19 protein-coding genes are annotated in these 22,306 nt (G+C 39.2%); all 19 read right to left on the bottom strand.

The window, feature by feature from the left end; translation table 11 throughout:
• Positions 1-7: 7 nt before the first annotated feature.
• Positions 8-1,261, bottom strand: coding sequence for an ATP-dependent protease ATP-binding subunit ClpX (gene clpX, locus HMPREF0874_RS03290; protein ID WP_008601448.1), 1,254 nt, complete (start codon positions 1,259-1,261; stop codon positions 8-10).
• Between the two features lie 12 nt (positions 1,262-1,273).
• A complete protein-coding gene (gene clpP, locus HMPREF0874_RS03295) occupies positions 1,274-1,867 on the bottom strand; it encodes an ATP-dependent Clp endopeptidase proteolytic subunit ClpP (RefSeq protein ID WP_004696517.1) in 594 nt (197 codons plus the stop codon).
• A gap of 36 nt (positions 1,868-1,903) precedes the next feature.
• Positions 1,904-3,208, bottom strand: a complete 1,305-nt coding sequence (gene tig / locus HMPREF0874_RS03300) for a trigger factor (RefSeq protein ID WP_008601449.1) — start codon at positions 3,206-3,208, stop codon at positions 1,904-1,906.
• A 163-nt stretch (positions 3,209-3,371) separates the two neighbouring features.
• A complete protein-coding gene (locus HMPREF0874_RS03305) occupies positions 3,372-3,827 on the bottom strand; it encodes a CBS domain-containing protein (RefSeq protein ID WP_004696521.1) in 456 nt (151 codons plus the stop codon).
• A 111-nt stretch (positions 3,828-3,938) separates the two neighbouring features.
• On the bottom strand, positions 3,939-4,418 hold the full coding sequence (rlmH, locus tag HMPREF0874_RS03310; protein WP_008601450.1) for a 23S rRNA (pseudouridine(1915)-N(3))-methyltransferase RlmH: 480 nt from the start codon (positions 4,416-4,418) through the stop codon (positions 3,939-3,941).
• 2 nt (positions 4,419-4,420) lie between these two features.
• A complete protein-coding gene (locus tag HMPREF0874_RS03315) occupies positions 4,421-5,227 on the bottom strand; it encodes an MBL fold metallo-hydrolase (RefSeq protein WP_004698746.1) in 807 nt (268 codons plus the stop codon).
• 105 nt (positions 5,228-5,332) lie between these two features.
• Positions 5,333-6,520: a RuBisCO large subunit C-terminal-like domain-containing protein gene (locus HMPREF0874_RS03320; protein ID WP_008601451.1), complete on the bottom strand. Its 1,188-nt coding sequence runs from the start codon at positions 6,518-6,520 to the stop codon at positions 5,333-5,335.
• Positions 6,521-6,724: 204 nt separating this feature from the next.
• Positions 6,725-8,110 (bottom strand): nucleobase:cation symporter-2 family protein, encoded by a 1,386-nt coding sequence (locus HMPREF0874_RS03325; protein ID WP_021148373.1) that lies wholly within the window; start codon positions 8,108-8,110, stop codon positions 6,725-6,727.
• 145 nt (positions 8,111-8,255) lie between these two features.
• Positions 8,256-10,805: a selenium-dependent xanthine dehydrogenase gene (gene xdh, locus HMPREF0874_RS03330; protein ID WP_039965055.1), complete on the bottom strand. Its 2,550-nt coding sequence runs from the start codon at positions 10,803-10,805 to the stop codon at positions 8,256-8,258.
• Between the two features lie 17 nt (positions 10,806-10,822).
• Positions 10,823-12,172 (bottom strand): dihydropyrimidinase, encoded by a 1,350-nt coding sequence (gene hydA / locus HMPREF0874_RS03335; protein WP_008601454.1) that lies wholly within the window; start codon positions 12,170-12,172, stop codon positions 10,823-10,825.
• Complete coding sequence (locus HMPREF0874_RS03340) at positions 12,169-13,860, bottom strand: selenate reductase (protein WP_008601455.1); 1,692 nt, start codon at positions 13,858-13,860, stop codon at positions 12,169-12,171. Before HMPREF0874_RS03340 ends, hydA begins: the two co-directional genes overlap by 4 nt.
• 28 nt (positions 13,861-13,888) lie before the next feature.
• Positions 13,889-15,217, bottom strand: coding sequence for a putative aminohydrolase SsnA (gene ssnA / locus HMPREF0874_RS03345; protein WP_008601456.1), 1,329 nt, complete (start codon positions 15,215-15,217; stop codon positions 13,889-13,891).
• A 54-nt stretch (positions 15,218-15,271) separates the two neighbouring features.
• Positions 15,272-16,207, bottom strand: a complete 936-nt coding sequence (arcC, locus tag HMPREF0874_RS03350; RefSeq protein WP_004696535.1) for a carbamate kinase — start codon at positions 16,205-16,207, stop codon at positions 15,272-15,274.
• 68 nt (positions 16,208-16,275) lie between these two features.
• Positions 16,276-17,469 (bottom strand): knotted carbamoyltransferase YgeW, encoded by a 1,194-nt coding sequence (ygeW, locus tag HMPREF0874_RS03355; protein ID WP_004696537.1) that lies wholly within the window; start codon positions 17,467-17,469, stop codon positions 16,276-16,278.
• Between the two features lie 153 nt (positions 17,470-17,622).
• Complete coding sequence (locus HMPREF0874_RS10000; protein WP_008601458.1) at positions 17,623-18,933, bottom strand: YgeY family selenium metabolism-linked hydrolase; 1,311 nt, start codon at positions 18,931-18,933, stop codon at positions 17,623-17,625.
• A gap of 12 nt (positions 18,934-18,945) precedes the next feature.
• Entirely contained in the window at positions 18,946-20,157 is a 1,212-nt protein-coding gene (gene dpaL, locus HMPREF0874_RS10005) for a diaminopropionate ammonia-lyase (protein ID WP_008601459.1), read from the bottom strand.
• Between the two features lie 9 nt (positions 20,158-20,166).
• Entirely contained in the window at positions 20,167-20,799 is a 633-nt protein-coding gene (locus tag HMPREF0874_RS03370; RefSeq protein ID WP_012864622.1) for a transcriptional regulator, read from the bottom strand.
• Between the two features lie 398 nt (positions 20,800-21,197).
• Complete coding sequence (locus tag HMPREF0874_RS03375) at positions 21,198-21,617, bottom strand: flavodoxin (RefSeq protein ID WP_004696544.1); 420 nt, start codon at positions 21,615-21,617, stop codon at positions 21,198-21,200.
• Positions 21,618-21,627: 10 nt separating this feature from the next.
• Positions 21,628-22,215 carry a DUF3793 family protein gene (locus HMPREF0874_RS03380; protein ID WP_008601461.1) on the bottom strand — a complete coding sequence of 196 codons (588 nt, stop codon included), beginning with the start codon at positions 22,213-22,215 and terminating at the stop codon, positions 21,628-21,630.
• Between the last annotated feature and the right edge of the window lie 91 nt (positions 22,216-22,306).

Consider the following 22,306-nt stretch of genomic DNA (forward strand, 5'->3'; position numbering starts at 1 on the left):
CTTCGAATTACGATTTCAACTGGATGTCTTGGTCTGCCTCATTTTTGAGTATAGGTTCACCTGTGCTTAATACGGATTCACGATTCACAATGCACTTAGTTACTTCCGGCATGGAAGGAACCTCAAACATTACGCGTTTCATCACCTTTTCAATGATAGCACGCAAACCACGAGCACCTGTTTTTCGCTGTAATGCTTCATCAGCGATTTCTTCTAATGCATCTTCAGTGAAAGTTAATTCTACACCATCAAGGGATAGAATTTTTTCATATTGTTTTGTTAATGCATTTTTAGGCTTTGTCAAAATTTGAATTAACGCATCTCTGTCTAATTGATCTAATGTCACCATTACTGGCAAACGTCCAATAAACTCAGGAATCAAGCCAAATTTTAATAAATCTTCAGGTACAACATCTTTTAAGATAGCCGATACATTGCGTTCTTCTTTACGCTGTACATCTGCACCAAAGCCAAGTGTTTTCTTAGCGGTACGCTTAGTAATAACCTTATCCATACCATCAAATGCACCACCACAAATAAAGAGAATATTCGTAGTGTCAATTTGAAGCATTTCTTGATTAGGATGCTTCCTACCACCTTGTGGGGGAACAGAAGCGACAGTACCTTCTAAGATTTTAAGCAATGCTTGTTGTACGCCTTCACCAGACACATCACGTGTAATGGAAGGGTTCTCAGACTTACGAGCAATCTTATCAATTTCATCGATATAGATAATGCCACGTTCAGCCCGAGCTATATCATAATCTGCAGCTTGGATAATTTTGAGTAAGATGTTTTCTACATCTTCCCCTACATACCCAGCCTCAGTTAAGCTTGTAGCATCTGCAATAGCAAATGGTACTTCTAGCATTTTCGCTAAGGTTTGAGCCAATAGTGTTTTACCACTACCAGTAGGACCAATGAATAAAACATTAGCCTTTTGTAATTCTACATCATCAACTACATTATCTGTTTGTAAACGTTTGTAGTGATTATATACAGCCACGGCTAAAGAGATTTTAGCATCATCTTGACCAATGACATATTCGTCAAGATGAGCTTTAATTTCTCTAGGCGTTGGCAATTCTTTTAAATTGAAGTCGTCCGTCTCAACCGCACCCAACTCATCTGCAATGATGCGTTCACAAACTTCAACGCATTCATCACAAATATACACGTTAGGCCCCGCCACTAATTTGCGGACTTCTTCGCTTGTGCGTCCACAAAAACTGCAGCGCATAGTGTCTTTATCTTTTGCCAAGGGGCGCCTCCATTACTTGCTTTCTACAGGTTCTCTTGTGAGCACCTCATCAATTAAGCCGTATTCAACGGCATCCTGAGCACTCATGAAGTTATCGCGATCTGTATCGCGAGCTACTACTTCAATATCTTGTCCACTGCGAGAAGCTAAGATACCATTTAACTCTTCACGCATGCGAAGAATCTCACGGGCATGGATTTCAATTTCAGATGCTTGTCCTTGTACACCACCTAATGGTTGGTGAATCATGATGCGCGCATGAGGTAACGCATATCGTTTACCTTTAGTGCCAGCTGTTAAAAGCACAGCACCCATGCTCGCTGCAGAGCCTACACAAATAGTAGACACATCTGGTTTAATATATTGCATCGTATCATAAATAGCCATACCTGCGGTTACAACACCACCAGGGCTATTGATGTACAAATGGATATCCTTATCAGGATCCTCTGCTTCCAGGAATAACATTTGCGCAATAACCGCATTTGCCACATTATCATCGATGGGGCCACCAAGGAAAATAATGCGATCCTTTAACAAGCGAGAGTAAATATCATAGGAACGCTCTCCGCGTTCACCTTGTTCAACTACGATTGGTACATACATGTAATCACCTTTTCATGTACCTAGTTGAGCAAACTATTATTCAGCCGCTTCAGCGCCTTTTGCATTATCAATAATGAATCGAGCTGCTTTTTTGCGAGCTACAGAGCCTGCCAACATAGCTACACGACCTTCTTTTGCAATAATATCCCAAACTTCTTTAGGATCTGCCCCAAAGTTTTGAGCCATAATGAAGATTTCACGGTTCATATCATCTGGAGTTACTTCGATACCTTCAGCAGTTGCAATAGCATCCAATACTAAATCAGCGCGTACGTTTTCAGCTGCGGAATCTTTGTATTCAGAGCGTAAATCTTCGATAGTTTTATTGGAGAATTTCAAGTAGTCATCAAGTTTCAAGCCACGGCCTTCCATATTCATAGCCAATTCTTGAATCATTTGTTCTACGCGATCTTTAATCATTACTTCTGGGATTTCTACAGTTGCATTTTTAACAGCTGTTTGAATCAAGTCAGCATTGTAAGTATCGATTGCACGACGGGAAGCTTCTTCCTCCATTTTAGTGCGAAGATCTTTTTTCAATTCTTCAATAGTTTCGTAAGAGCTTGCTTCTTTTGCAAATTCATCATTCAATTCAGGCAATTCTTTACGTTTAATATCATGGATATGAGTTTTGAATTCTGCTTCTTTACCAGCAAGTTCTGCTACGAAGTAGTCTTCAGGGAATGTTACTTTTACAGTTACATCATCACCAGCTTTAGCGCCAATCAATTGATCTTCGAAGCCAGGAATGAAGCTACCAGAACCGATCTGTAATGGGTAGGATTTACCTTCACCACCATCAAAAGGTTTACCATCAACGGAACCAGCAAAGTCGATTACTGCAAAGTCGTCTTTTTGAATTGTAGCGCCTTCTTCAGCAACAACCATTTTTGCTTGTTGTTCACGAATATTGTTCAACTGTTCTTCGATTTGTTCATCAGATACTGTAGCATCTTGTTTATCTGCTTCTAAGCCTTTGTAATCGCCAAGTTTAACTTCAGGGCGTTTAGTTACAGTAGCTTTGAAAATCAAATCTTTGCCTTCTTCGAATTGTTCGCGTTCGATTTCAGGTTCAGATACAGGCACGATATCATTTTCACGAAGTGCAGCACTATAGTTTTGGCTAGCCAATACTTCAAACGCTTCTTCCAAGATAGCTTCTTTACCGAAGTTCATTTCTAAAATACGGCGAGGCGCATGTCCTTTGCGGAAGCCAGGGATGTTCACTTGACCTGCAATGCGTTTTACAGCTTGTTTAATGCCTTTATCTACTTCTGCTGCAGGTACTTCAATAGTTAACGTTACTACGTGTTGATCAACAGGATTTACAGTTGCTTTCATTTAAAATATGTCCTCCTCGAAGGGCAATATGCCCAAATTTCTGTAGTATATTATGCACTCCTAATAATAACATAAATGCAAGGTCAATGCAATTCTTCTCAATATACACTAAAAGACCACCCCAAAACGGGTGGTCTTTACATATTTTACATAATTATGCTAATTAGTTATCTTTAGCAATCAATTTGATAATGTCCCGACGAGACAAAATCCCGATCAAACGATACTCTTTATCTACAACTGGCACATTTTTCAAATGTTGATCAAGCATAACAGATACAATTTCTTCTACATCTTTATCCGGTGTGGTTGTAATTACTTCATCAGTCATCAACTCATGAACGTGAGATGCCAATAATTTTTTAAATTGAGCATTGTATTCACCGATGCCATTGTAATAGATGCTAGCGCCTAATACATTAACATAATGAGGCACATGAGGACGTACTTTTTTATAAAGTAAATCACCTTCAGAGATAATACCTAACAACTTATTATCATCATCCACTACGGACACAGCTGTTAAATTATATTTAACCAATAAATCAGCTACATCAGAAATCGGCGCATCTTTGCCAACAGTAACAGGGTATTTATTCATTACTTCTTGGATTTTCATAGTGAATTCCTCCTTACAAATACATCTTGCTTTATTATACTATTCGCCACAGTATAATAAAACTCCTTTTTTCTGAAAGTATTATACAAATAATTTTTAAATCTACGTCTTCTACCAATGATAAGGTTCATTGCGATTAATTTTTGATGCTCGATATATTTGCTCTACAAGTAACAATCGAACCATTTGATGTGTAAAAGTCATAGGGCTAAAGGATAATTTATAATTTGCAGTCTGACGTAATGTATCACTCACCCCAAAGGCACCGCCAATAATGAAGGCCATATCGCTCACACCATCCACCTCAAGTTTAGATACCGTCTTAGCGAGTTCTTCAGAGGACATCGTTTTGCCATACACATCAAGTAATACGGTATACGCATTTTTAGGAACCGCTTTTAATAAACGGTCTCCTTCTTCGGCAACAACTTGTTTGCGATCCGCATCACTCGGCTTATCTCCAATTTTACTTTCATTCAGCTCTGTAATTGTAATACCACCATAGGGACGCATACGTTTCACAAACTCTGCTACACCCTCACGTAAATAAGCATCCTTCAATTTACCAATACAGACTACATAAAATCTCATTTTTACCTCTTCACAGATTGGATGGACACGATTTCATTAGGTTGACCATGTTGCAGCTTCATTTCAGGTCCAATACGAACACCACCATCCACAAGCATTTTACCAATAGTTTGAGTAACAAGGACAGCATTATTATTATTTTCAGATCGATGAGCCAATATAACTTGCATAAAATTAGGACGCTTCATCATGAGTAGAGCTTGTGCAGCCATTTCATTACTCAAATGACCTTCATCACTAGCCACACGTTGTTTTAAAAACGGCTGATAGGGTCCGAAACGCAACATATGCGGATCATAATTTGCCTCTAGCACTAACAGCGTCGTATCATCAAGCCTGCGTAAAATATCATCTGAAATCACACCTGTATCAGTAACAACAGTTGCCTTATCGTTCCCAGCAAACACATTTATTCCAATTGGATCAGCCGCATCATGACTTACCGAAAACGGCTCTACGGTGAGACCGCCCAACGTTAAACTGCCCTTTGTAAGCTCAATCAATCGATTCTTCGGTACGATTAACTTATCTTGAATTTCACGCCATGTGCCCTGCTTCGTATACACAGGAAGATCAAATCGTTTTAGTAATTGTTGTAGTCCCGCAATATGATCACTATGTTCATGACTGACGAATATGCCCTCCACCTGAGCCATGTCTATATGCAATTCTTTTAACCCATTGACAATGCGCCGGCAACTAATGCCTACATCATGCAATATGACAGAGTTCCCTTTTTTTATTACTGTACAATTGCCCTTGCTACCACTGGCAAGGACATGGACCTCCAACGGTGATGATTCACTCATCAAAACACTCCATATACTTAATCATAAATCTATTATTTCTGTAAAAGTCAATAGCTTAGTTATTTAGTTAAATATTGTATTAACTCATTTAAATTTAAGCTATTATTACGTTCTTTCAGATAATTTAGTCAAACGCTCTACAAAGTACGACATATTAGCCTCAATATCTGATCCTCGACGGAACATGTCACCGCCAACGAGGAACATAGTATCATTTCCGTACAGCTCAACGAGTTCATTAAGACGAGCATCTGTAACACCACCACCCGGTGCCGGGCAAGCTGCTTTCATCAAACCTAATGGCTGTTTAATGTAAGAGGAAATCCTCTTGCATTGTTCCTCTGTAAAAGTAAAGCGTCCACCATAAGATACGAAAATTGGCATATCAGCCCCAAAGATACGAGGTAATAAACCTAGTTGTAAATAGTCAGCTACTCCAGATACACCAGGGCTTACAAATCCACCAGAATAAGCTGGATGATGAATAATGGGCAATCGTAAGTTTTCATCAGTAGCTAATTTGTGTAACCAACCGAAACCAACGAGACCTGCAGCCACCATGAGAGCTGTAGCACCAGCCTCTTTGGCAAAATAAGCGCGTTCTAACACATCTGTACCATCACCTGATACGTTTACAGCATATAAAGTATGTGTACCATGTACAGCATTCATTTCCTGTACCATAGCAGCACATCGTTTTACACGATCTTTATATTGAGAGAAGGACTGATTAGAAATACCATGATCATCCTTTATGACATCTGCACCACCACGTGTGTAAGCGCCACACATACGAGCCAATTCTACATTCGGTGTGCCCATCGGCTTTACAACGGCTTGAATCATTGGACGCGTCGGGGTTTCCACTAATCGACGAATTCCTTGTAAGCCAAATTGTGGTCCCTTAAACACATCGTAAAGTGTTGGACATAGTTCAATATCTACTACCCAAATATGTGGCTGTAACGAAGAATTACCAAAGACAACATTTAAAAATTGTGTAGCCTCTAAGGCCGTGGTATCTACGTGATATGAAATACGAGCCAAATAGTAACGAGAGGTGTCAATTACAGCATTTGGCATCACACCTACATTGATATAAGGAGAGTCTTCTACTATAGGTTCAAGAGATTCTAGTCGACCAGTAATAGTTTCTTTAATGTATGGATCCGTTACAAACTCATAAGGAAATTCTATAGTTTGCTCCACTTGAACAGCCCAAGCAATTGATTTTGCTTCTTCATATGTACTCGCTTCTATTCTATATGTAACTATAAATCGCTCGTCTTTCATAATGCGTCTCCTTTGCAATAATATTATTTAATTATATACCAAAGTAGTATACGATTCCATAAAAAAAGACCTCACTCCAAATCAGAGTGAGATCTTTTTAACAAACGAAACCATATATATTGATGTTTTACCTATACTAACAAGGTTTCTACTGTGAGAGACAATACATATAATCGCATGAGAGTAAACTCGTCTAACTATATCTTATTGGTAGAAATGTTTAGGATAACCTTTGAATCGTGTGAAGTGGCGATATTTACGAGTCGCACGATTAGGTTCGTTAACAGTTTTATAACCAAAACCATTAAACATTACATTTAAAATAACAGCTACTATACTACCAGCTGTGATACCAGATTTCAACAGAATTTGAGCCCATGCTGGAAAGTGTGTATAGAATTGAGGTGCTGCAAGAGGAATCATGGATACCCCAATACTAATGGCAACTAGCATCAGGTTATAGTTACCATCGAAACTAACTTTACCAAGAGAACGAATCCCACTGGCGATAATCATGCCGAACATAGCAATCCCTGCGCCCCCTAGTACAGCATTTGGAATACAAGCTACGATAGCGGCTAATTTAGGGAAAAGGCCTAATAAAATTAAAATTACACCAGATGCTGCTACAACGAAACGACTCTTAACACGTGTTACAGCAATAAGACCTACGTTTTGAGCAAATGCTGTATACGGAAAACTATTAAGGATACCACCAATAATAGTAGACAAGCCATCCGCGCGAAGTACCGCAGCCAATTCATTTTGACCAATAGGTTTATCTACAATTTCACCTACCGCAATACTATCACCAGTTGTTTCTACCATAACTACGAGCATTACAATAATCATAGATACAATAGAAGCAAAGTCAAAGGTTGGAAGACCAAAATAGAATGGTGTTACAACAGAAATCCATTGAGAACGTCCTACCTCTGAAAAATCTGTAATACCAACAATCATAGCTAAGGCTGTACCGAGAATAAGGCCAACTAAGATTGCCAAATTACCAAGGAAACCTTTACCAAATCGATAAGTTAATATAACGAGAACAAATGTAGCTACACCAAGAGCTATGTATAGTGGATCGCCAAAGTTTTTATTGCCTACGCCACCCCCCATCCAGTTAACAGCTACTGGCATCAAGTTGATACCAATAATAGTAATGATAGTACCTGTTACTACAGGTGGGAATAGCCGAATCAAACGACTGAAAAATGGTGCCACAAGGAATGTAAAGAGACCAGCTACGATAATCGCACCGTAAATCGTATTGATATCATGCTGTTGACCAATCATAATCATAGGGCCTACAGAAGCAAATGTAACACCTTGAATAAGAGGAATACGCCCGCCAACTGATCCGAATCCTAATGTTTGAATCAATGTAGCTACACCACATGTAAATAAGTCAGCTGTAATCAAACGAATTAAATCTTCAATTGGCAAATGCATAGCTTGTGCAATAATAATTGGTACAGCTACTGCCCCAGCATACATAGCCAGAACGTGCTGTAAACCATAAGCGAATAACTGCGGGATTGGCAGCATACCATCTACATGGTCGACACCAGATGCACCTTTACTCATAAGAATCACCTCATATCTTACGTTTTAGTTACTAGTTAAACAATATAGTCATACTATCGTACATGATAGAGTTTAGAAATCTCATCGACTTCACGTGGGAACCTTGATGGCTAGGGGCAAAAGCCCCTACCATTAAGCAAATATTCTATTTTTTATAACCTGTATGTTTAATCGGCAAGGACCTACGTGGTTCTCCGTCGATACGACGATACGCATTTGCAATAGCCGGTGCAATCGGAATGCTAGAAATTTCGCCAATACCTTTAGCTCCGTATGCATATTGTTCTGGTGTCCCTTTTTCGATAAGACTTACATGAATTGGAGGACATTGGGTAGCTCTAAGAAGTCCTAGCGTACCGTATTTAGATGTTACATACCCTTCTTTATAAGGGAAGTCTTCTGTAACTGCATAACCCATTCCCATAATGGCACCACCTTCGGCCTGACCTGTACAGGATTGAGGGTTCACTACACGACCTACATCGTATGCTACATGTAAATTAGCAACCTTATTGTCTTCACCAATTGTTGCTACACATGCACCATAACCATAGGCAACGTGATTTTTTGGATGCGATTTATCAGAATTAAATGGATCTGTTTCACCGAGGAACTCTTCATAAATCTCTACGCCATTCAGTTCTTCTAATGTTTTAGAAGCTAACATTTCTTTTAAGCGAAGACTTGCTTTGCGCGTTGCTTCACCGGTAAAGAGCGTTTGACGAGATGCAGTAGTTGTACCAGAATCTGGTGTGCGTACTGTATCAGGACGTTCTACAAATACTTTATCCGCCGTTAAGCCTGTTGTTTCACAAAGTACTTGTGTTGCCATAGTAGCCATGCCTTGACCAATACAAGCAGCACCCGTACGAATACGAACTTTACCATCACGTACTTCTAAAATAACGCGACCCGTATCAGGTAGTCCTACACCAATACCACTATTTTTCAAACATACCGCAAGACCAGTACGATCAGAGGCATAATATGCATCTTTTACAGCTTCCAAACATTCTACTAAAGCGGTTTCTTTGGAACAAATTTGGCCATTTGGTAATGAGTCACCAGGGCGCACAACATTTTTATAGCGGAATTCCCAAGGATCCATGCCTACCAACGCAGCTAATTCATCAATATTTTGCTCTTGACCAAAGATAGTTTGTGTTACGCCAAACCCACGAAATGCACCACCAGGAACAGTATTTGTATAAACACATACACCATCAAAGGCAAAATTATCAAAGTGATAAGGGCCACAAGAATGGGTACCAGCACGTTGAAGTACAGGACCTCCTAAAGATGCATACGCGCCACAATTAGAAATGATATTTACCTTACTTGCTACCAGATTACCTTCTGCATCACAAGCTGTTGTAATATCCATTTCCATCGCATGACGTTTAGTATGGATATTAAGACTTTCTTGACGAGAGAATAGAACCTTAGTTGGTTTACCTGTAAGCCAAGCTACGAGAGATGCATGATGCTGTACGGTCATATCCTCTTTACCACCAAAACCGCCACCTACGAGCATGCTATGAACCTTTACAGATTCATTTGGAATGCCAAGCATACGAGCAACTTCACGCCGATCATCATAAACATTTTGGCTACCTGAATGCAGATGAATTTCGTCTCCCTCACGATATGCAACGGCACATTCTGGTTCCATAAATGCATGGTCGGTTTGAGGTGTGGAATAATGATTTGTTACTACAAAAGCAGCCTCTGCAATAGCCTTATCTACATCGCCACGAGATAACGTTTGACGAGACAATACATTTCCCTCTGGATGTAATTGAGGAGCATCTGGTTTTAGCGCTTCCAATGGATCTAGTATGGGTTCTAATTCAGTATAATCAACTTCAACTAAAGCCAATACTTCATCTAGATACTTCTTCTCAGTAGTTGCTACCAATGCAATTGCATCGCCTACATAACGTGTAATATCACCTTCGGCGATAAGTACATCCCAATCCGGTACTAAATGACCAGTCTTATTGAATGGTACATCCTTAGCGGTCAATGCCGTTACACACGCTGGATGTTCAAGAGCTTTAGATACATCAACACGATCAACTCTAGCTCGTGGGTATTTAGAACGCAATGCTTTGGCATAAATCATGCCATCCATATAGATATCATCAGCATATTGTCCAGTACCTAATGCTTTTTCCTCAGCATCTACACGGTGTAAACGAGCGCCTACATTACCATTTGTATCCTTTTCTGGAACTGGTAAATTCTCACGGAACATTTTTGCAGCTAACATAATGCCCTCTTCAATTTTTACATAGCCTGTACAACGGCAAATATTACCTAATATCGCCTTTTTAACATCGTCAGGTGTAGGGTCATTATTTTCGTCAATCAATACTTTTGCACTAATAATCATACCTGGTATACAGAAACCACACTGCACCGCTCCGCATTCACCAAAAGCATAGGTGTATACAGCTTTTTCCCTATCAGTTAATCCCTCAATCGTTACAATTGATTTGCCATCTAATTGGGATAATTTACTAACACAAGCTTTTGCCTTTTTCCCGTCTATAATTACTGTACACGTACCACAAGCACCAGCACTACAACCTTCTTTGGTGCCTGTCAGCTTCAAATCAGCTCTCAAGAAATCAATTAAGCGCTGATCCTCTTGAGCCTCATATTGGGTGCCATTCACTTGAAAGCGGTACATATATAGCCCTCCTCTCATTAAGGAATACATTCACCAAGATATGATTCTGTTAAGGATCCATCTTGTACCACATGGTGACCTCTAAGGATAACATCTCGAACCTTGCCAGTTACAGATATTCCTTCGTAAGGTATATAGTCAGCCTTTGTATGGGCGGACTCTTTTGAAAGCACATGTTCTATATGCTTATCTACAATTGTTATATCCCCATCACTACCTACAGCTAATGTGCCCTTCTTGGGATACATGCCATATAACTTTGCTGGGTTTTCACTAACTAATTTCATAAAATCTACAGCGCTCATATTGCATTGGTTAACCAACACATCATAAGCAATGATACCCCGTTCTTCGGCTCCAGGAATACCTCCAGGAATTCGGGTAAAGTCATACCGACTCTTTAATTTTTGATCATTAAAGGTAAAGCTACAATGGTCGGAACCAATGGTTTGGAATACACCATTTACTAGTGCATCCTTCAATGCCATTTGATCTTGTATCGTTCTAAGTGGAGGACTCATCACATATTTAACCCCTTCAAAATCAGGTAATTTATATCGTGATTCATCAAGCACCAAATACTGTGGACATGTTTCACAAGTCACTTGATGTCCTAATGCCCGCTCACGTAGAACTTCATCTACGCCTTCTTTAGAACTTACATGCACAATATGCACGGGATACTCTAATGCAGCACCAATTGTACTAAATCGCTTAATCGCTTCCGATTCAATCATGGCCGGTCTTGTGAGTGGATGATTGTCTACATCTAATTCACCACGTTTACGTTTATCTGCTACAAAGGCATCGATAAGATCACCGTTTTCACAGTGAGCCCCTACAAGCGCACCCGTTGGTTTTATAGCTTCAATAGCATCATAAATTTCTCGATCTGTTAAACGGAAGCCATACGCTAAGTACACTTTAAAGGACGATACACCAGCTTCTACAACCTTTGGTATTTCATGAGATACCTCTTCATTCATTTCTACAAGCTCCATATGGAATTTGTAGTCACAGGAGCAATGCCCCAAGGCACGCTCCTTATGAACTTCTAACCCTTTACAAAGGGATCCATCCTCAGGAGAAGCAAAGTTGATGATTGAAGTAGTGCCGCCAAGAATAGCAGCCTTTGTACCACTATCAAAATCATCTGCAGTAGACGCCAAGGCATTTGTCATTTGAAAGTGTGTATGAGGATCAATAAATCCAGGGAACACATAGCAACCTTTTGCATTAAGAACTTTAGCCCCTTCTGGAACAGAAAGGTATTCATCAATGGCGACAATTTTGTCGCCATCAATTAATATATCTCCGGTAAGGATTCTGTCAGTTAAGACCAATTCCCCTTGTTGTATGATAATCATGATACATAGTACACATGCTCTTTACAGAAGGCATGTACAACTCCTTTCAATTCTTCAGGTAATGCATCAATGTCACATACGGCTTCTTCACCTTTAAAGCGATAACCACAGCTAGTGCCTTTGATGTAGAAACCATCATTTGTACTATCTGCTAAAGCTTCAGCATTGTGGAAGAATGTAATACGATCCTTGTATGGTTGACAAGGTTCTACGCAATGACACGCACAGTTACCACATTCATTACAGCTTTGATCAACATGGATGATCAATTTAGCATCATTTACAGTAACGACTTCATTACATCTATTAGGACATACGCGAACACAAGCACCACACACTACGCGACAGTGGTAGTCAGAGCTATGTGTACCAGGGAAGGATGGCATTGCTTCGCGTTTTTTCTTCATAGCATCGCTCTTCTTGAAAATTTTGTTCTCAGCGATGTCTTTAGCGAGTTTAGCTATAAGTTCTTTATGAACTTTTAAAGCAGCATTGTAATCAGTAGATTCCACTTCGTCTGCTAAGCCTTTGAAAGTATTGTAACCTTCACCTTGTAGAAGAATTGTACATACTGTTACAGGCCAAATACCACAATCAAAGATAGCTTTGATATTTTGTTTTACAGCACCACCACTATAAGACATAGGTAAACGTTCGCCGAATTGAGCACTTAGGAGCTCAGCCACACCAATTGTTACAGGTAACAAGGATTTACCAGACATATACATTTGCTCGCCTGGCAATTCATTGTTGTGAATTTGTACAGGGAATGTATTTGTCAATTTAACACCGAAAATCTTATTGTGTTTTTCACCAAGAGCGATAAGACGCTCTAACATCGGAACAGCTTTATCGAATTGAAGGTCAACTTCAAACTGATGATCTTCAAAGTCAATGTATTCAAAGCCAGCGTTATCCAATAATTCTCTAATGCGTTTTGGACCTAACAATGTAGGATTACATTTCAAGTATAAATGAAGTCCCTTTTCACTGATAAGATAAGAACAAATGGATTCGATTTCTTCTGCTGGACAACCGTGCATTGTGGACAATGTGATTGCTTGACAAAGTTCATCACCAATGGAGTTGATGAAATCAGCATCGATATGTTCAAATTCATCTACGTGGTCAAGGCACCATTGTTTGCAAGTATCCCACATTGGAGATTGAGATGCACTGCGCATTGTGTTGATGAATTTATCAACCATAGGGCTCTTGATACCAGCCAAGTTGTAGCCAACACTCATGATGAATAAGAATCCATCTGGATCGCCTAATCCTAATTCTTTAGAGATTAATTTTAATGCGAACCAAGCTTTAATGTATTCATCAGCAGCTTCATCACAGCTATATTCAGAAGACCATTCTACATTATATGCTTCATCTACAGAGTAGATACAAGGTCTAGGAATGCCTAGTTCTTCACCGTACATGATTTGTACGGTTTTTAATTCAATGCAACGAGCACCCGCTACATAAGATGCCACAATATTTTGTGCCAACTGTGTATTAGGGCCAGCTGCTGGACCTACAGGATTTTCAATGGATTTACCAAAGATAGATAAGCGTTGATCATGATTCGTACGATGAATTTTATTTACATTGTAAATGCGATTGTACATCTTGTACTCAGTCATAATGTGGTTCATCAAATTTCCGAAACTTACCGGATACATAATGTCACTCATAATGTCACACTCCTTTAAAGCGCTTGCGTTATGGGTTTAGTCGTTTCCATAAACCTTTAGATGTTGCTAAAACTTCGTCCATTACTTCAGCTTTATCAATGCCTTGTAATTTACGATCAATCATGCGTGGTACACCATCACTAATAGTTGTTACCACATACATACCATTAGCACCGAATAGTAAGTGACCATTGATGTTGTTTTCATCAAGTGGTGTTGGTGCTGCGTAATCAAGAACAATTACGTCAGCTGCGGCACCTTTTTTAAGGATGCCTACCGTAGTATCGAAGAATTCATTAGCCATTTTGCGGTTGTTTTCAAATAGCATATAAGGTACTTCTCCCCAGCCTACATATGGTTTATGTTGCTCATGTTTCACAAGACAATTCGCTACTTTATAAGATTCGAGCATATCATTTGTATAACCATCTGTACCAAGACCAACAGTGATTCCTGCATCTAATAGTTTCAAGATATCTGTCGTGCCTACTGCATTACCCATGTTACTTTCTGGGTTATGTACGACCTTAGCTTGAGATTTTTTCAATAATGCCACATCTTCGTCAGTTACGTGTACACAGTGACCAGCGATACTCTTAGGGCCTAAAATACCTGCCTCTACGAGACGTCTAACAGGTGTCATGCCATACTTTTCTTTACTATCTGCCACATCTTCAGGACCTTCTGCAACATGAACATGATATCCCAACTGATCCTCATTATGAGCTTTCACATAATCTAATGTTTCCGTGCTCAATGTGAAAGATGCATGCAAGCCCATCATCGCCGCCAGTCTGGATGGATCTTGTTTTGCTTCTTTACCAAAACGTACGTTTTCTGCAACAGCGGCTTTCATTTGGTCTACGCCATTGCGGTCGGATACTTCATAGCATAAACATGAGCGAACGCCGAATTGTTTAGCTACATCTGCAATGATGGATAAGCTGTTAGGAACTTCACCATAACTTGCATGGTGGTCAAAAATAGTAGTTACACCATTTTCGATACAGCCTAAATACGTAAGTAATGCACTTGCTTTTACATCTGGAGCCGTCAATTTATTATCTAAGTAGAACCAAAGTCCTTCCAAGATTTCACCGAAGTTAGTCGGTGCTGGACCTGGCAACGATAAGCCTCGTGCAAGAGCGGAGTAAATATGATGATGTGCATTAATGAAACCTGGCATAATTAGGCCACCATGAGCATCAATAATTTCTGCGTTTGCATAAGCTTTGCATAATTCATCATATTTACCAATATCAACAATTTGAGTCCCGTCGATAGCAACAGCACCATCATAAATGATAGGTCTATCAGCGTCGCGAGTAATAACAGTACCTTTTCCTAATATAATCATGTGGGCACCTCCTCAACGATTCGTTGAAATGCATACTTATAAACTTATATATTATTATAATACGATACGTGTGCCTGTTTTTCCTGCTATACCATCTTTAGATTTCTCTAATAATGTGATAATTGAGACACGGCCTTTTTTGGATTCTGCAAATGCTATAGCGGCTTCTACCTTTGGTTTCATCGAGCCTTCTGCAAACTCACCAGCTGATACATATTCTTTAGCTTGTGTAACGGTTATTTCATCAAGCCATTTTTCATTTTCTTTACCAAAGTTAATAGCAACCTTTTCAACAGCTGTTAAAATAACGAGAACATCAGCATCAATTTCTTGGGCCAATAAACTACTAGTCCAGTCTTTATCGATAACAGCAGCTGCACCATGAAGTTCATTGCCTTCTTTAGTTACTGGGATACCTCCCCCGCCACAAGCAACAATTAATTGTTTACCTACTAAACCTTTAATTGCTTCTAGTTCAATGATTTCTTTTGGTGCTGGAGATGCCACCACACGACGATAACCACGACCCGCATCTTCTTTTACCACATAATCGTAATTCTTTTCTGCGTATTCAGCTTCTTCCTGAGTCATAAAATGACCAATTGGTTTTGTAGGATTTTGAAAAGCTGGGTCATTTTGATCAACAAGTACTTGTGTAACCATAGTCATTGTTGGCAAATCTTTAATACCACGATTTAAGAGCTCTTCGTGAAGAGCATTTTGTAAGTCATAACCAATATAAGCTTGGCTCATTGCTACACATACAGATAATGGAGTGTTTGGTTGACCTTCTACTTCACGAGTCAATGCAGCCATCGCATTGTTGATCATACCAATTTGAGGTCCATTACCATGTGTTACCACTACGTCACAATCAGCTTCTACTAAATCAATGATTGTTTTAGCTGTACTTTTTACTGCAATTTTCTGTTCTGGTAAGGAATTGCCTAATGCATTCCCCCCTAGTGCTACTACAACTCTCTTTTTCATGTTATGCCTCATAACAAACTATTAAGAATAAAAGGAGCCATCAATACGGATGGCCCCTAAACTTTACTTTACGGTTGAACTCGTTCGGTTCCCTTCCGTTCTAATTCTTTTAAGGTTTCTACAGGATTTTTAAATTTGCTAAGGAAAATCATAGCTGCAATAACATATGGTTTGTAGCTTGCTTCCTTATAAAGAGGTATGCGGTAGCGATCAAATACTGTTGCATCTACTTCGCCTTCTTCACAACTTACACCTGTAATATCTGCTGGTAAGCAATGTAAGTAAAGAGCTTTGCCGTCCTTTGTGAGACTCATCATCTCTTCCGTACATGCCCAATCTTTATGTTTACCATTTTCTTCAAGAAGAACTTTTTCTAAGGCTTTAATACCTTCATGATCATTTTCACCATACAGTTTTGTACGTTTTTCCATTGCACCGAATGGAGCCCAGCTCTTAGGATATACGATGTCTGCATCTTTGAAAGCATCTTTCATGTCGTTAGTTCTACGGAATGAACCGCCGCTAGCTTCAGCTTGTTTCTTAGCGATTTCTTCAACTTCCGGCATTACTTCGTAGCCTTCTGGATGGGCTAATACAACTTCCATACCTAAACGAGTGAATAAACCAATAGCACCTTGAGGTACGGATAAAGGTTTACCATAGGATGGAGAGTACGCCCACGTCATAGCAATCTTTTTACCTTTAAGGTTTTCTACACCGCCAAATTCTTTGATGATATGAGCTGTATCAGCCATGATTTGTGTAGGATGGTCGATATCACATTGTAGATTTACAAGTGTTGGGCGTTGCTCTAATACACCATCTTCATGACCTTCTTTAACTGCATCGGAAACTTGATGCATATAAGCATTACCTTTACCGATATACATATCATCACGAATACCGATAACATCTGCCATAAAGGAAATCATATTAGCTGTTTCACGAACTGTTTCACCGTGAGCGATTTGAGATTTGCCTTCGTCTAAATCTTGAACTTCAAGACCTAGCAAATTACAAGCGGAAGCAAAGGAGAAGCGTGTTCTTGTAGAGTTATCACGGAATAAAGAAATGCCAAGACCGCTGTCAAATACTTTAGTAGAGATATTGCGTTCTCTAAGAGCACGTAATGCATCAGCTACTGCCCATACACCTTGCAATTCATCATCAGATTTTTCCCAAGTTAAGAAGAAATCTTCGCCGTACATTTTACTAACGTCTAATTTTTGTAAAGTTTCAATACTTTTATTGAAGTCTGTCATCTGTAAGTCCTCTCTTTCAATTCCCTAAAGGGCTACTTAGGATCTAACTTTATACGATGCCTCATCAAATAGTGAGGCACTATATGAAATTCTAAATATCAACTATTTTCCAGTTATTCCGTTTATATTAAATCTAATTCAATGTATGTGATATTAATTTTTGCAATATACGGATGGTAATAATGCATATACAGCAGCACATGTTACAAGATCTTGTTTCCATGTAATTTCGTTAGGTGCATGTGCTTGTGCTTCTGCACCAGGACCGAAGCCAATGCATGGAATGCCATTACGGCCCATGATAGATACACCATTTGTGGAGAATGTCCATTTATCAGTTAATGGGCGAGCTTTACGCATTTCAACTGTATCTTCTGCACCAATACGTTCATTGCCATATAAGCTAGTGTATGCTTCTTCCAAAGCTTCTGTTACTTTATGATCTTTAGGAATTACCCATGTTGGGAAGTAGCATTCGATTGGATAGGTTAAACCAGTCCAAGATGGACGAGCATATTCGTACATGGATACTTTCGCACCATATTCTTTAACATGTGGCAACGCTTCGATTTCTGCCAAACAACTTTGCCAAGTTTCACCAGCAGTCATACGACGATCCAAGGAAATAGCACAGGAGTCAGCTACTGCACAACGGCTTGGAGAAGTATAGAAAATTTGGGAAGTAGTTACTGTACCGCGACCTAAGAAGCGAGCTTCTTCGTAATGGTCAGGGTTGAATTTAGGGTCAAGCATTTTAACAAGACCTTTAATTGCTGTGCTTTCATCGGCAGAATTAGCATTCAAATCACGAATGTCTTGAAGAATATCTGCCATTTTATAGATAGCGTTGTCACCGCGTTCCGGCGCAGAACCATGGCAAGATACGCCTTGTACGTCTACGCGGATTTCCATGCGACCACGTTGACCGCGGTAGATACCGCCATCAGTTGGCTCAGTGGATACTACGAATTCAGGACGGATATTGCGTTCTTTAATCATGTATTCCCAGCAAAGACCATCGCAATCTTCCTCTTGAACTGTACCTACAACAAGTACGCGATATTTGTCGTTAAGAAGGCCTAAATCTTTCATGATCTTAGCGCCGTATACAGCGGATACAATACCACCCAATTGATCAGATACGCCACGGCCACCAATTTTAGTTTCGTCTTCGAAACCATCATATGGATCAAAATCCCAATTGTCACGATTGCCAATACCAACTGTATCAATATGTCCATCAAAAGCAATGAGAGTTTTCCCTGTGCCCATATATCCGAGAATATTCCCCATAGGATCTACTTCAACTTCATCGAATCCTAGGTTTTTCATTTCTTGTTCTATACGTTTTACATGATCATTTTCTTCAGCACTTTCTCCTGGAAATGCTACGATCTCACGTAAAAACTTTGTCATCGCTGGGCCATAAGTTGCCGCTGCTTGTTTAATTGCTTGTAAATCCATAATTAATGCCTCCTAACGATCTTCACCATACCACATAATGTTTTTATATCTTTCAGGATCCGTATCACCTTCAGTGGAGAAACAGAGTACCTTTGAAGACGCATCTAATTCTAACTCTTTTCGTAAGTCTTCATATTCCGGCATCGTCATAATTGCCATTACAAGACCTAATGGAACTGCACCAGACTCACCAGTAGTAATTGGAGTATCGCCTTTAATTGGTGCACCACCAACGCGCATGCCTAAACGTGCCACCCAGTCAGGCGCAGAAACGAATACATCTGCATGATTTCTTAAAATATCCCAAGAAACCGTGTTCGGTTCACCACAAGCTAAACCTGCCATGATTGTTTCTAAATCACCTTCTACGATACGAGGTTTACCATCATCAGCTACAGCTCCTTTGTATAAACAAGCTGCTGCTGCCGCTTCTACAACCACTAATTTAGGTTTTTTAGCCACATTGCTGTATAGATTAGTGAAGTAACCCACTACAGAACCGGCAAGGGAACCTACACCAGCTTGTACAAATACATGTGTAGGAACTTTACAATTATCAGCTTCTAATTGATTTGCTGTTTCCATAGCCATTGTGCCATAGCCTTGCATAATCCAGTTTGGAATTTCTTCATAACCTTCCCATGCAGTATCTTGAACTACAACACCGTTAGGAACTTCTTTAGACTTTTTAGTTGCTAAGCGTACACACTCATCGTAATTGAAGTCTTCGATTGTTACGGTAGCGCCTTCATTTTCGATTTGTTTTCTGCGGTATTCTGTAGAGCCCTTTGGCATAAATACTACAGATTTTTGACCTAATTTATTGGCTGCCCATGCTACACCGCGACCGTGGTTACCATCAGTTGCAGTAAAGAATGTAGCTTGACCAAACTCTTCTTTTAATTTTGCAGATGTTAATACATCATATGGTACATCCTCAACAGCTTTACCAGTTTGTTGCGCCACATATTTTGCCATCGCATAGGAACCGCCTAATACCTTAAATGCATTAAGGCCAAATCGGTAAGATTCATCTTTTACAAAGAGTGCATCAACACCGATATAAGACGCTAAATTCTTAAGCGATACAAGTGGAGTAATGCTATATTGTGGAAAACTTTCATGAAACGCTTTAGCTTTCTTAACCTCTCTAACATCCATAACGGACAAAAACTTGCCACTTGATGGTGCCATCGTATTACGCTTCCACTGAATTCGTTCCATATTTGCCTCCTAGGATTCTTCCTTTATAGTATTTAAATCACTATAAAGAGTAAACTTAGAAATATTAAAATACTCTGCTATCTTCTCAGAAGACTTCGAGATAAGAAAAGCCCCTTTTTCGTTTAAGTAGGTTATAGCTTTTAAGCGTTCCACCTTATTCATCAATGGTCCTGGTTTACCAACTATACGTTCTATATCTAGTAATAAATCATCTAATAGCTCCGATACACTTGTCGTAATTTTTTCAACAGATCCTGCATCTTCCTGACCTGTATTGACCAGACTATCCAAAAGTCGATGCATCAAAACAAACTCTGTTATATCTTGGTTAATCCCCAACAAGTATGCTATACGACCTGTATCATCACGAATATACATGGTAGAAGATTTTAATATTCGGCCATCTTTAGTTTTTGTGAGATAACCAAATCTACCCTCGCTACCATCGTCATGACTCAGCACATCTAAAACCACATGCGATGGACCATCACCAACATGTCGATTAGTTATAGTTCCATTCTCAATATATACAAGAGACGAATTGATATCCCCTTTTAAATCATGAATCAATACTTCACAGGATGGGCCAAATTGCGCCGCTAATCCATGGGCTATGACTTTTATTCGCTCTAATGTACTCATTGAAATAACCCCTCTTCCAATGTCATTAATTAACCTTTCCAATTTAAATTACGCCAGCCCGATTAATAGCTAATATAAAATTAACCCTAACTATTTTTGTATTAACCTAAATTTTTGTTAGGTTCTTTAACTAAATTATAGGACTATGTGTACAAAAATGCAATATAATTATGCATTAAAGTTATTTATAATTATACGCTTATATACACGAATAGAGATAAAGATAAATAAATATTATGATTTTCATCACATTTACTTAATGATATTAAAATTTTTAATGACCTATGCTTCATCCTATCAATCATAAATACATACAAAAAAGGCTGTAATAACGACTTATCGTCATTACAGCCTTTTTATTATTAACTATTAGTATTTATTTAGTAGTTGAAATCAAATTAAGCATTTGCTAATGTTTTACCTAATTCTTGGCATTGTGCATTACCATCATCATCAGGTTCGCCCAAGATTGCTACGCCATCAGCCACTAATTCGCCACCAGCATCTTTAATTCGAGTGCCCCAGTCTTCCAACCAAGTGCCACCCCAACCATAGGAGCCAAAGATCGCTATTTTTTTACCACTCAACTTGCCTTCTAGTTCAGTGTAGAATGGTTCAAATTCGCCTTCTTCTAATTGTTCTGCACCCATATCAGCACAGCCAAGAGCTAATTTTTCATAAGCTGCTGCTTCATCAACAGATACTTCAGAAACGGATTTTACTTCAACTTCTTGACCTGCAGCTTTAATACCTTCAGCTACTTCATAAGCCATGCGTTCTGTATTGCCTGTACCGGACCAAAAAATTACACCAATCATCTTGTACCTCCTAGGCCGTTCTTGCGACCAATGAACTAAATGTTTTTCCCAACATCAATTGAGTTTGACAAAATTCACGACATGCTTTGTAACACAAGAAAGAGCGTTGCGCATTTACCACATCATGGTAAACCTTCCACTCTCCGCACATTCGGTATCCTCCACCACGATAAGAAATAAAACATTTCACATCCTTTAATGGGTAACCTAAAAAAATGCCGATTTCATGTGGAAACTCAATGCTTACTTCCATACGATATCTAAGATGTTCAAGCATCTCCATAATGCTCATTTGATCATGATAACCGTAGGCTTTCAAAAATAACATCACCGCAGGTTGGCGTACATAGTCTCTTAATTGCTTCTCACGGAATACCAATAATAGTCTTCGCGCTTTACAACGACATAATTCAAAGAAGAACAATCCTTTTTCATTGAACGCTTTATTATACTCTATCAATACAAATTGGATTTGTTCATTCATGTCCCGTGGAATAGAAACCAAGTTCGATAGCTTAATACCTCGAATTGCCGGTGCACAATGATATCCAATGATATGGTCAATTGAATTCATCATAATAGTACCTGCCTGTTGCACATCGTTAGAATTACCTCTAATGAGAATAATTCCTATAGGCTCATAGTACTCTTGATGAGAAAAATTGTCAAGAATAATTGATATATATTTT

This window comes from Veillonella sp. 6_1_27 (assembly GCF_000163735.1).
GTDB classification, from domain to species: domain Bacteria; phylum Bacillota; class Negativicutes; order Veillonellales; family Veillonellaceae; genus Veillonella; species Veillonella parvula_A.